Source organism: Angelakisella massiliensis (genome assembly GCF_900104675.1).
Taxonomy (GTDB): Bacteria; Bacillota; Clostridia; order Oscillospirales; family Ruminococcaceae; genus Angelakisella; species Angelakisella massiliensis.
On the sequence record NZ_LT629944.1, the window covers coordinates 548,516 to 561,170 of the forward strand.

The 12,655-nt window shown below is 48.3% G+C and carries 12 protein-coding genes and 1 pseudogene; 9 read left to right on the forward strand and 4 right to left on the reverse strand.

All coding sequences use genetic code 11. The features are described from left to right. The first annotated feature begins 71 nt into the window (after nt 1–71). The 8 genes from BQ5383_RS03075 (at nt 72) to BQ5383_RS03110 (ending at nt 7,609) form a co-directional block, all read left to right on the forward strand. The gene (locus BQ5383_RS03075) at nt 72–485 is read left to right on the forward strand and encodes a cysteine-rich VLP domain-containing protein (protein ID WP_058722955.1); all 414 of its coding nucleotides are present in this window, start codon (nt 72–74) and stop codon (nt 483–485) included. 111 nt (nt 486–596) lie between these two features. Continuing rightward, the gene (locus BQ5383_RS03080; protein ID WP_008666017.1) at nt 597–992 is read left to right on the forward strand and encodes a replication initiator protein A; all 396 of its coding nucleotides are present in this window, start codon (nt 597–599) and stop codon (nt 990–992) included. A gap of 182 nt (nt 993–1,174) precedes the next feature. Then, nucleotides 1,175–2,119 (forward strand): MobV family relaxase, encoded by a 945-nt coding sequence (mobV, locus tag BQ5383_RS03085; protein WP_071429281.1) that lies wholly within the window; start codon nt 1,175–1,177, stop codon nt 2,117–2,119. Between the two features lie 72 nt (nt 2,120–2,191). Then, the gene (locus BQ5383_RS03090) at nt 2,192–2,386 is read left to right on the forward strand and encodes a hypothetical protein (protein WP_002334813.1); all 195 of its coding nucleotides are present in this window, start codon (nt 2,192–2,194) and stop codon (nt 2,384–2,386) included. A 99-nt stretch (nt 2,387–2,485) separates the two neighbouring features. Then, on the forward strand, nt 2,486–4,108 hold the full coding sequence (locus BQ5383_RS03095; RefSeq protein ID WP_071429282.1) for a recombinase family protein: 1,623 nt from the start codon (nt 2,486–2,488) through the stop codon (nt 4,106–4,108). 40 nt (nt 4,109–4,148) lie between these two features. Continuing rightward, nucleotides 4,149–4,478 (forward strand): zinc ribbon domain-containing protein, encoded by a 330-nt coding sequence (locus BQ5383_RS03100; RefSeq protein WP_338061400.1) that lies wholly within the window; start codon nt 4,149–4,151, stop codon nt 4,476–4,478. 646 nt (nt 4,479–5,124) lie between these two features. Further along, nucleotides 5,125–6,114, forward strand: a complete 990-nt coding sequence (locus BQ5383_RS03105) for a DUF6236 family protein (RefSeq protein WP_139193327.1) — start codon at nt 5,125–5,127, stop codon at nt 6,112–6,114. A 406-nt stretch (nt 6,115–6,520) separates the two neighbouring features. After that, a complete protein-coding gene (locus BQ5383_RS03110) occupies nt 6,521–7,609 on the forward strand; it encodes a hypothetical protein (protein WP_071429284.1) in 1,089 nt (362 codons plus the stop codon). Nucleotides 7,610–8,135: 526 nt separating this feature from the next. On the opposite strand, the gene BQ5383_RS03115 is transcribed toward BQ5383_RS03110, so the two are convergent. Then, nucleotides 8,136–9,710 carry a tyrosine-type recombinase/integrase gene (locus BQ5383_RS03115; RefSeq protein ID WP_071429285.1) on the reverse strand — a complete coding sequence of 525 codons (1,575 nt, stop codon included), beginning with the start codon at nt 9,708–9,710 and terminating at the stop codon, nt 8,136–8,138. After that, a pseudogene (locus BQ5383_RS21430) lies at nt 9,674–9,838 on the reverse strand (tyrosine-type recombinase/integrase); the annotation flags it as partial. The pseudogene BQ5383_RS21430 and the gene BQ5383_RS03115, both read right to left, overlap by 37 nt. A gap of 11 nt (nt 9,839–9,849) precedes the next feature. On the opposite strand from BQ5383_RS21430, the gene BQ5383_RS03120 reads away from it, so the two are divergent. Beyond that, nucleotides 9,850–10,677 carry a hypothetical protein gene (locus BQ5383_RS03120; protein ID WP_172724578.1) on the forward strand — a complete coding sequence of 276 codons (828 nt, stop codon included), beginning with the start codon at nt 9,850–9,852 and terminating at the stop codon, nt 10,675–10,677. 70 nt (nt 10,678–10,747) lie between these two features. Here BQ5383_RS03120 and BQ5383_RS03125 read toward each other — a convergent pair whose 3' ends face one another. Next, complete coding sequence (locus tag BQ5383_RS03125; RefSeq protein WP_071429287.1) at nt 10,748–11,326, reverse strand: GDSL-type esterase/lipase family protein; 579 nt, start codon at nt 11,324–11,326, stop codon at nt 10,748–10,750. 33 nt (nt 11,327–11,359) lie between these two features. Beyond that, on the reverse strand, nt 11,360–12,652 hold the full coding sequence (locus tag BQ5383_RS03130; protein ID WP_071429288.1) for an McrC family protein: 1,293 nt from the start codon (nt 12,650–12,652) through the stop codon (nt 11,360–11,362). Nucleotides 12,653–12,655 lie beyond the last annotated feature (3 nt).

The following is a 12,655-nucleotide window of genomic DNA, read 5'->3' on the forward strand; positions in this document are numbered from 1 at the left end:
ACACGCCGCAGGAATGGGGCAGGAAACCTTTTCGGGGAGAACGGCAACGGAAAGCAAAATGGAGGGAACGCATGAGAGATAACCCCTATAAAGACTTGCCGCCACTGGAACGCAGGCCGGACGGTTCCCTTTACCGCATGACACCGGCGCAGAGAAAACAGGCGGCCAGCCTGATACGCCGGGAGTGTTGTTGCTGTGAGGACGGCAACTGCATTGTCCTTGATGATGGGGACACCTGCACCTGCCCGCAGACGATTTCTTTCTCGGTCTGCTGTAAGTGGTTCCGCTGGGCGGTCTTGCCGCTGGACGGGACGCTGGAAGCGGAAATTTTCCGGGATAAGGACTTGAAACGCTGTGCGGTCTGCGGTGGCGTGTTCGTCCCCAAATCCAACCGGGCAAAATACTGCCCCGGCTGTGCCGCCAGAGTTCACAGGCGGCAGAAAACAGAAAGTGAACGGAAAAGGAGGTCTGCTGTGGACAGTTAGGAGCGAAAAAAGCCTTGATTTATCAGGCTTTGCAAGCCCCAAACCGGGGCAGGTGGTATAAAGTATCGCCCGCCCCGGAAAACGGGCTTCTAACCGTCCACAAAACGAACTATGACAAATACCATCTATATCCACCAGCCGGAAAAGGCGTTCAGCTTCACCCGGCTCCCGAATTTTCTCTTTGAAGCCCCCACATTCAAGCCCCTGTCCAACGAGGCAAAGGTTCTGTACGCCTTTATCCTGCGCCGGACAGAGTTATCCCGCAAGAATGGGTGGGCGGATGACTGCGGACGGATTTTCCTGTATTACCCTATCTGTGAAGTGGTCACACTGCTCCATTGTGGGCGGCAGAAAGCGGTGAATACCCTGCGGGAACTGCAATACGCCGGACTGGTGGAGATCCAGAAGCAGGGCTGTGGAAAACCCAACCGCATTTTCCCAAAATCCTATGAAGCGGTTCCAAACACCGACTTTAAGAAATCCCGTTCTGGTACACCGGAGGACTGAAAACCGTACCCATGAAGTACGGAAATCACTCCTGAGACGTACGAAAACCGGACGGTATATAGAAATACAAAGATAAAAAGATTGATTTATATTCTATCCATTCCAATCCTATCCGAGCTATTTTCTGCGGGATTTTCCCTGTGGAAAACCCCGGATAGGAAAGGAATGGGGAAAGGAGCAGAATGGCACAACACGCAATTTTACGGTTTGAGAAGCACAAGGGCAACCCGGCAAGGCCGCTGGAAGCCCATCACGAAAGACAGAAAGAACAGTATGCCAGCAATCCCGACATTGACACAAGCCGGAGCAAATACAACTTCCATATCGTCAAGCCGGAGGGACGCTATTACCACTTCATTCAGAGCCGGATTGAGCAGGCCGGGTGCCGAACCCGCAAGGACAGCACACGGTTTGTCGATACGCTGGTAACTGCCAGCCCGGAGTTTTTCAAGGGGAAATCCCCAAAGGAGATACAGGCGTTTTTCCAGAGGGCGGCGGACTTCCTCATTGGCCGGGTAGGACGGGAAAATATCGTGTCGGCGGTGGTACACATGGACGAGAAAACGCCCCACCTGCATTTGACCTTTGTTCCGCTGACAAAGGACAACCGCCTGTGTGCAAAGGAGATTATCGGCAACCGGGCAAACCTGACGAAGTGGCAGGACGATTTTCACGCCTATATGGTGGAGAAATATCCTGACTTGGAGCGTGGGGAGAGCGCCAGCAGGACAGGCCGGAAGCATATCCCCACCCGGCTTTTCAAACAGGCGGTTTCCCTCTCCCGGCAGGCAAGAGCCATTGAAGCCACACTGGACGGCATTAACCCGCTGAACGCCGGAAAGAAAAAAGAGGAAGCCCTCTCCATGCTGAAAAAGTGGTTCCCGCAGATGGAGAATTTCTCCAGGCAGTTGAAAAAGTACAAGGTCACAATCAATGACCTGCTGGCGGAGAATGAGAAGTTGGAAGCAAGGGCAAAAGCCAGCGAAAAAGGAAAGATGAAAGATACGATGGAACGGGCAAAGCTGAAAAGCGAACTGGACAATTTACAGCGGCTGGTTGACCGTATCCCGCCGGATATACTGGCGGAACTGAAACGTCAGCAGCGGCACACGGTAAAGGAAAGGTGATAGATATAAGCAGAAATTTTCGCCGCCTTTGTGCGGCATTGTACCTTGAAAACTGAATATGGAGGACACTGGATGGCAAAAAGTGAAAGCGATATTTTTACACCCCGAACAGGGCAGGTTATACAAGCAGAGAACGGCACGCAGTATTTTGTATGTGGGAACAACCGTATAAAAATCTCCGAACACTTCGCCGCAGGCGGGAAGCCCCTCGGTGATCTGATTGTAGATGTGGTGCGGCATACCGCAGAAAAAGCCGCTTCAACCTGATAGCCCATCATTGATAACACGCCCACGCTTATGATATAATTGCCATAGAGCAAAAGTATTGTAAGCGTGGGTTGTTTCTTTAGAAGGAGGATTTTTACGGTGAAACAACCTTACAATACTACGATTTACAACACGGCGCTTTATATGAGATTGAGCCGGGACGATGAAAACTATGGTGACAGCGTAAGCATTGAAACACAGCGGACAATCCTGCAACAGTACGCAAAGGAACAGGGGCTTCATGTAGTCGGTGAGTATGTGGACGATGGCTGGTCGGGGACGAACTTTGAACGCCCGGATTTTCAGCGCATGATGGACGATGTGGAAGCCGGAAAAGTAAACTGCATTGTTACGAAAGACCTGTCCCGTTTCGGGCGGGAACATGTGATGATGGACTACTATCTGGAATTTCTGTTCCCGGAGAAACGGGTGCGCTACATCGCCGTTGCAGAGAATGAGGACACAGAGAAAGGGCTTTCCGATTTTGTCCCGTTCAAAAACCTGTTCAATGAATGGTTTGCGAAAGATACAAGCCGCAAGGTAAAGGCCGCTTTCAAAGCAAAGTTTGCCACAGGACAGCGTATCGGCGCCTATGCTCCCATCGGGTACAGGAAACACCCGGAAATCAAAAACAAGCTGATAATCGACGAGGAAACCCGCTGGATAGTGGAGAAGATTTTTGACCTTGCCATTCATGGCAGAGGGGCGGCCAGTATCACAAGAATACTGATTGCGGAAAAGGTTCCCACGCCGGGATTTATCAACTTCCAGCGTGACGGGACTTTCGCAAACATCTATGCGGGTGCACCGGAGGAAAAAAGCTACGCATGGACGATAGCGCAGGTCAAGAGCATTATGAAAGATGAAACCTATATCGGCCATACCATCCACTACCGGGAAACAAATATTTCCTTTAAGAACAAGCGGAGGGTACGCAAGCCCCAAAGTGAATGGGTGCGGGTGGAGAACACGCAGGAGCCGATTATCAGCGAGCAGGTTTTCCGGCAGGTACAGGAGCAGATAGCAAACCGCCGCAGGAAGTGCAAGGATGGTACAACGCAGATTTTTTCCGGATTGGTAAAATGTGCGGATTGCGGCTGGTCGCTGTCCTATGGGGAGAACAGGCAGAACAGCAAGCCTTACGGCCATTATCATTGTAGCAAGTACGGGCAGGGCACACGCCAATGCTCCATGCACTATATCCGTTATGATGTGCTTTATGCCTATGTCCTCTCCCGTCTGCAATACTGGTCGGGACTGGTACAACATGATGAAGAACGGCTCTTGAAGCGGCTGTTAAATGCCACTGATAAGGGACAGGCCGCCGCAAGAAAGAAGCAGGCCGCAGAACTGAAAAAGGCAGAGAAGCGAAAAGCCGAAGTCGATACTTTGTTTGCCCGGATGTATGAGGACTGGGCGGCGGGGCGTATCACGGAATACAACTTCTCTATGCTGTCCGGGAAGTACCAAAGCGAACAGGCTGAACTGGACGAAAAGATTGAGCGGCTTCAATCCGCTATCACCACTGAAAGCCAGAACGCCGCAGACGCAGAAAAATGGATTGCCTTGATGAAAGAGTGCGTCAATCCAACGGAACTGACCGCCGAACTTTTGAATACGCTGATTGAAAAAATCGTTGTCCATGAAGCGGTCAAAGGTGAGGACGGAAGCAGGGAACAGGAGGTAGAAATCTTCTACCGCTTTATCGGCAAGATTGATTGAATGACACCAATATCTTTAACTATGTGATACCGGTGAAACAGTGCCCAACACAGAAACCTTGAAACTGCTCTCCAGGCTGTTTGATGTCTCCATCAACACCCTGTTGGGTTCCCCCAGGCAGCTGATCTGCCAGTGCTGCGGTATGCCCATGGAGGACGCTAATATCAGCCGGGAGCCGAACGGTGCCTTCAACGAGGAGTACTGCAAGTGGTGCTATGCCGACGGAAAATTCGTCTACACGAGCCTTGAGGAACTGCTGAATTTTCTGGAAAGTCATATGTCCAATGAGGCTTGGCCCCCGGAGCAGGTCAGGGCCTACTTTGAAGCTCAACTGCCCAAACTGAACCACTGGAAGCAGAGCATGACATAAATACCTCCCTCTGAAAACCTGAAGTTTCAGAGGGAGGTATTTTTTATCTCATATCATTCAGGACTTAGGATACAGACAGCCTGGACTTGTCTGCAAAGCCAATCATCTGAATAAGATGATAGTTCACGATTTGTTGTGTAATTCAGCAGCGTAATAATATGAGTTTTATGAACTGACTTCGTACATTGAGATTATCTATTAGTATTTTAACCAACTCTAGGTTTCCCGGCGTGAGAGGATTGCCTGCATTGTCAATATTGTGGATTTTGCTATCGTCAGCCAATGTAGAACCGTCTTCTCCGCAAAATAGAAAAAGTTGGCATTACATCTGGCTTGTAGAAGTATCGTCTCCATTCAGATTTTTGTATATGAAAACGCCATCTCTAGGTTGATTTGAGTGGCATAATTTGTCATAATGTGATACACTTTAATAAATAATAAAATAGATTTCTGATCTCCACCTCTTTGCATATGAGGTGAAAACTAGGTGAAATACATTGGGATACTTTAGCAGTAACAATGTTGCTTATGAAGGTTGGGTGAAAAAAGAATGTTACAGTCAATATTGTACTATCCCACAATCGATATAAAAGATAGCGCTTGGCTTAGGTGTGCTGCCTTATATTGGGATGAAGTGTGCTCTATCGTGCCGAACAGAGATTATAATCGTTTTTCTCCCGAGATCCTATATTTGCAGGAAAGAGGACAGTACAGGGCTATATATCCTAAAGATATTTTCACCCTTGGGAAGCCCGCTGAATTTTCAAATATGGTCAAGAGGTACTTCTTACATTCCTCAAATATCAATAGGAGATATTGGAAGCACGCCGAACAAGCAAATCTCGTTCAATTATATGATCCTAGCCTTTCAGCATTAATCTATTATGAAAAGATCCCTCCTGAAGTGAGGCGTATGTTAACAGAAGGCGGACTGATACGCACAGAGGGGGATGGTTATATCGAAACAACAGAAGAATTTGCAACACAATATATGCGCCTTTTAGTTGAGTTTGCGATCAAATACGATGATCACAACATAGTAATCGGAACAGACCGGAAATCAAAGTTGAATAGTATTTATCCGCAAACTTATACTCGAAAAGATGATAATGCCGCAATCTGCCTAATGTTAGAAAAATGTCTACCAATTCCGGCCAATGATGTTAGTTTTGAGACTTTATTAGATTTCAAAGAAATTCATAGAGATGAACTATTATCTCTGCAATTTAAGTTGCTAGAATTTGAACGCGGCGTTGCTGAATGTGAAAATGATATAATGCTGAAAAATCATATATCAGCTTTTAGAATAACTTGGGAAAAAGTCTTATCTGAATCAGAAAAATTGTATAAAGCTGAAAAAGTCAATTTTGTTTTAGGCAGTATAATCTCGTTTATTTCCACTGGAGGCGGAATGGCTGGGTTAGCCCAGTGGGCACAGCAATATGCACTTGCAAAAATTCCTAATATAGCTGTGGGTGCCGCTGTAGGTATGGCGGGTTTGATTGGCATAGGCGCATCATACCGAAAATTTAAAGAGCGAATTCGGGAGGACATGACAGAGGAGGGGTTTGCCTATTTGATTTCCGCCCAAAAATCAGGTTTATTATCTAATCACCATCCTGTGGAAATATTATGAGAGATTATGTATTATCGAAGTTGAGATATAAATTTTATACTCAGCTTTAAGAATAAAAACTTTTTGTTGACGGTCTGCACCCTTGGTACAACTGGATTGAGTTAAGTCTAAGATGATCGTATTTAATGCTGTTATAGGTCACTCTCTACCATAATTCTTTTTGATTAGAATTATCCGTTGTTTTACATCTCCTTCATCAAAATGACAACATTCACAAATTGCGAAGTTCACCACTCAGTTTATAATGGTTTCCATGTAAGTTTCTTTATCAACAGCCTAGAGGTGCCACAGGATAAGAGAGTGTAAGCAATGAATTTCTATTTCCTGGAGCAAGCAACTCAGTGTGGGTAATATCAATACCTGACTTTATATCCCAAAATCATGGATATACCAAGGAGTGAAGTTTTTGAAAAAAGGTAGATATCTCATTCTGGTTGCTTTTTGCTTTTTGCTAATAACTGCGAGCGTTGGATGTAGGGCAAGTGAAAATGTAATAATAGTAAATGATTTAATCTCTAATATCGACACAGTAACCCTTGATACTGAAGATTCAATTATTGATGCAGAACAAGCGTATGATTCACTAAGCAGATGGGACAAGATGCATGTTAGAAACCATCAGAAGCTGTTAGATGCGCGAGAAACTTATAACCGAATTAAAGATGTAAGTAATTTAATCCAAGGACTTGAAACTGTGACAATTGATAGTGAAGAAGACATTACTAAAGCGGAATCCGCGTATGAAGCCTTGTCTTCTGAAGAACAACAAGCTATTCAAAATTATGACTTATTGATAGAGGCAAAAAAGCGCTATGAATCTTTGGTACGTATTAACAGAGTAGAAAAAGCAATTGAAGCAGCAAAAGAAATTGATGTTGAAGAAATCAAAAGCAAGAGTGACATTGCTCTCTATATAGAAGCAAAAAAACTATATGACGCTTTGGACGATACTGAAAAGAGTGAGGTCCAAAACTATAATGTATTAACAGACGTAGAAGCTAAGATTCCAATAGGATGGACCCTTCCAGTCCTGTCAGAAAAGGATTATTGGGAATTTATAGACACTACAATAAGAGAAATATTTCGCAAACACAATCTGTTTATCATTAGAATCGATAGTAGAATGCCCTACTATAACTATTATATTGAGCCGGGTAGATTGCTGGATGACAACACATATCAGCCAATTGGCCTACAGAAAGATAATTATGAAGCACTTATTAGTGAAACGAAAGAATCATTGCATCAACTATTGAAGCAATATTCTATTGATTATGGGAATGGATTTTTTAGTAGGCCAAACAGGGACATCGTCGGCTTGCATTTTTACAATCGTTTTAATAACTCTGTATATGGCAGAGGCGCATGTCTGGGTGTTGCGGATTATCAAGTAGATTTACTTAACTACTATTATCATCACTGGTCTGAAGATTATATACAGATGGATAATTTTGATGATTATTACTGGATAGTCAGTGAAGTATATACCCCTTGATTTTCAACTCACCGGAACTGGAAACTCGATGTGGACGGTCCGGTAGTTGGTTCGCCTCACAGGATGAGACCTATGCTATTGTCGGCCCGGAAAAGTTGCCCAAGCCCTGCGTTCACCTTTGTTGTCTGCATATACCCAATTTACCACAAAGCAATTTTTCTAGATTTGGCCCTTAGACAACAGCTACAGTTTGCTGGTGCCCAATAGCTACATCATTAACTCCTATATTGATAACGAGGACGAGTTGTGGCAAAAGATGACACCATCTGGGAGGAACCAGGACGGATAGCCCAGAAGATTTTGTTGCAGGATCGGGTATACCGTGTCTATGACCGATATGCTCGAGCATTCGTTCACAAAAATTGGTGAGCACAGTCAGAACCATTCTGCATGAGTAGTTTTTACCAAAAAGTAAAATACTCCATCATAACAGGGGCAGGTTCCCAGTTGTCTGAAACTATCCTGCTCAGAGCGGTACATAAAACAAGCCATCCGCAGGCAAGTGCTGCTTGTGGATGGCTTGTTTCTATGGTCCCAGCATCTTCTGAATCATCTCAAAGTGCTTGGCCACTGTATGCCGGGTCACCTTAGCTCCCTTGGCAATGGTGCTGTAATTGGTTTCATCGGGATAAATCTTCATGTACTCCCAGATCTGCCGCTGCTTCTTGGTGAGTTTCTCAGGTGATGGGACCCCTCGTAGCCGATCCAGGATTGTCTTCTGCTCGGCATTCAGCTGCTGGATGAGCACCTTCAGCTTCTCCTCACACTCTTCACGGGTATGAGCATAGACGCATTTGGAGTGCTTGGTGCCGTCCGGCCAGGTGGGTGAGTAACGCCCCTCGAAGAGGTGGTCATTGATCTCAGTGATGCAGCCAGTCCCGGGCTTTCTGGTGCGCCTCATGACTGGTTGGAAGTCGGCGAGCGGATTCTGCGCTGTTTCAGAAGAGTTCTCCGCTACCTCATTGCCCAGGCCTCGGTCGATTTTGGCGGCGGCTTCGTTCAACATGTCACTGGTGATGTGGGTGTAGATATCCAACGTTGTCGCCGCCGACACATGACCCAGCATGGCGGAGAGGGTTTTGATGTCCATACCATTTTCCAATGCCATGGTGGCAAAGGTATGACGCAGATCGTGAAATCTGATTTGCTTGCACCCGGCCCGCTCCAGAATGATATGGAGCCGCCGGAGCATGGAGCCGGGTGTGAGCGGCATATCCAAATTTTTCGGAGAGGGGAACAACCACCGGGATTTTGCTGTCTTTCGGTATTCCCGGAACACCTCCACCACAGCAGGCGGCAGCACTAATTTGCGGATAGAGGCTTTTGTCTTGGGGACACTCAGCTGCATCTTTCCATTTACCTCATAGACCTGTTTGGTTACGGACAGCGTTCCGGTATCCAGATCCAGGTCGGACCACTGGAGGGCCAGCAGTTCGCCTCGGCGGAGGCCAGTGGATAAATCCAGCAGGAACAGTTCAAAGTAGCCATCCGCCTTGGCCTGAATGAGAAATCGCTGGAGTTCCTGGCGTGACAGCACCTGCATCTCCGGGCTCCGCTTGGGCGGTAGCTTACAGCCTACCGCAGGATTGGTCCGGATCAGGTTCTCCTGCACCGCCTGATCCAGTGCTGCCCGACATTTGGCGTGACACATTCGAACCATCCGATCAGACAGCCCCTTCCCAAATTGTTCTGTGCGAACGAGCCGCCCCTCCTTTTTCAGGTGGGCGTAGAATTGCTGGAGGTCCTTCTGGGTCAACTGGCACAGCGGGATCTTGCCCAGCTGCGGGATGATATGCTGATAGATGGTGCTCTCATAAGTGTTCTGCGTGGCGGGTCGGAGACCGGACTTGATGTAAGTCTGATGCCAAAAGTCCATCCATTCACCGAAGGGCATATCGGCGCAGATCTTTTCGGACTTGGTGCTGCCCACTGTCTCCATCAGCTTGGTCAACTTTTCCTGGCACTCGTGCTTGGTCTTGGCCAGCACATTTTTCGTTTTTGGAAGGCCCTTGTCGTCATAGCCCACCACGGCCCGGCCTTCCCAGCGGCCGTCTTTACGCTGCCTTATGGTGCCGGTTCCGCTTTTTCGTTTCCTTGCCATGGGTTCAACTCCTCTCCCAATAGATTTTTCAGAAAGCCGCCAACTACATCGCTGGCGGCTCTCTGCATATCCGGCGTCACATGAGTGTAGGTATCAAGCGTGAACGATGCGTTGGTGTGTCCCTGGATATACGGAGCCGGTGGAGTACCGAGCATCCAGTAAAAAGGACACCACCTGGCTGGGTCGTTTTACCTTCGAAGCTCTTCGGGATTTTAGCGGTATGAACCGTATTTTGACCATCATTGCACGCGGTTTTTTATTTCACGCTTCGGATGGTACGCTGTTGTCAGGCGATCCGAGAGAACGAATCAGTTTTGCTTACGATGGCCTGTGTGCCTGGTGTAGCATTCCGGAGGGAGGCGGGAAGCCGAAAGAAGGTTGGCAGCACCGCACCGATTTTGCGTCACTCCACAAACAGTTTCCCAAGTTAGTGGACAAGGATAGCTGGGGCTGGTTCAGTCGCCACTTCCATCAGGCTATGCGGTTTGCTACCGAACATCCGGAATTGGTCCGTAAAAACTATGCGGACTCTGCCGGCGAGCTAAGCAAGCGGTTTGACCGAGTGTGGCGCAGCAAGGTGCTCCAATACCAAACCAAGGCTCTTTCCACCTCTACGGAAGGTGCGTGGACGATCCGCTTTGATGATATGATTGCCGATGCCCTGGAATTGGGCCCTCTGCGCCGCACAGAACCTGAACTGCCGTCGGATCTGACAGAGAGACTTGAGCAGATTCGCCCTGAGAAAATGCCTTCCAATGTCCTGCCCACCCTGGTGGCTTATTACCTGGCCAACCGCCCAGAGGACAGCGACTGGGTAGTACTCCCTGTGACCAATTTTGACTGTTACTTCGGCGATACCAACTTTGGCCGGAAGTATCTGAACCAACTTCCTCGGGAGGTCATAGAGCGGAGCAATAGTTTCGGTATTAGCCGATATCGAGTAAAAGCGGATTATCTGCCCAAATAAACGGCGGGACTGGCCAACCGGCCAGTCCCGTATTCTTTGTATAGGCGATGTAGGTTTTGTTCCGTTTATCTTACGTTTCCGTCTCATACGGCCAGGTGTTGATACCGCCGAATTCATAGATATTGGTGTACCCCAGTTCGGCCAGTGTGGAGGAAGCGGTCTTGCTCCGGTTCCCACTGCGGCAGTAGGCCAGGGGGATGTCCCACTTTCCGGCGTTGGTAAAGCGGATGCCCATTCGCTCTGCCATAGCCCGGCAGAGCTGGGCGAAGGCGCAGGAGCCGTCAATGAGCTGCTTGCTTGGTACCCACGTTCCCAGGGTCACCGGCGGCGGTGCGATCAGCAGGATCTTGTTTCGATCCAGAGGGATACTTGAGAGGAACCGTTCCAATCTCTCAGCGGCCTGCTCGGGACTACGCCCCTGGAGCAGGTCGTTGGTGCCCAGCATAACGATCAGCAAGTCGGTGTCATCTGGGAAAGCAGGAGCGGCAGAGGGGATCTCCCGGCCGTTCTGTCCCATATTATAGACTGTCCACCTGGTTTCCGTAGCCAGGATGTCTACCCATCGGCAGTCCGCGTCATGCCGCCCGCCGAAATAGCCCCGCGGGTCGTAGCCGTAGGTGTTGGAGTCACCGAAACAGATGACCATCATCTTGTATCTCATCCTCTCTGTGTGGTATCGCTATCATAAATCCAGCAGTTGTTTTACTGCTTCTGCCATCGCAATCGGAGAATCCAAACGCAATGTCTCTACTCTGACAAGGCTCCCACTGGGAGAAGAATAGCAAAGAGGGCTTTCCTGTCCTGACATTGCTTCACAATTCGGATAAAGCAATACCGTCTGTTTCGCCTGATATTCCTTCTGGTATGCGTACATCTGGTACATATCAGCCTGTGAGATCCCATAATTGTGCCACTGTGGAGATAGTAGCTTCCACTTGGTATCCAATACAGTCCGCTCGCCGCTATTCAAATCTTCAATGACCAAATCCGGCCGCAGGGCAAACTGCTTCCGGGGCAGTTCAAAGAGATATTTCCCCTTTGCCTGCACATGAACACGATATTGCTTGGAATCCAATTGCCGACGCAGAACTGCTGCCACATAGCTCTCAAAAATCCGCTCCATGGGGAACAGAAGGGCCAAGGCCGCCTGCCCGCCGGAAAAGGTGGTAAAACTCTTTCCCTGCAAAAATACCCGGCACAACTCCAGAAGTCGCTGGTAGTCTGCCATGGAGCGGGATTGCCCACATCTCTGAAAATCCTGCTCCACATTTTTGGACACCGGAACTTGCTCCATGACGGATAACACGATCCGCAGATCCTTGCGGTTTTGTACATCCGTAGTGTGCCGCTGCAAGTAGAGCGCTGTGGACTTGACCAAGCGGTTTTCCGGGCAATCCACGCTGAATACATCGTACTCTACGAAGATTCGTTCCCGGTGCAGCAGATTCTTTCGGATATTCTCCGAGAATACGATTTTTCCACGGACACAAGTTTCGTTGTCCTGCTTTACCGTATAATCCGATTTTAAGCCGCGCCCGATCAGGCGATGGGTCTCGTCCAAAAACATGCGCACAAACAGATCCATCAAGCGCATACGAGAAGTATTCAGGTGGGCGGTGTGAAATGTCTTGAACGGAGCCTCCTGGACCGTTCTCAGCATGGTGAGAAACACTTTGCGGACAGCCTGGTCGCTGTTATCCCCTGCCAGCGTCAGTTTGGGCAGGATTTCAATCTCTGTTCCGTCTCTGGTGGTGATTACTCCTACATAATTTTTGGCGGTAATCACCTTACCAAAACCAGGTCTTGCGCTCAGGCTCATCAACTCCAGCGGTTCAGCACCGGAATTTGTGTCCCGATTGGAGAGAATAAATTGCTCCAGCTGATCGAAAGCGTGTTCCGGCAAAGAGATCATGCCTGCCCGTGGCGGTCCATTGCGGGTAAACCCCATGTATTCCCGAATGGTATATTGTTTCAATGG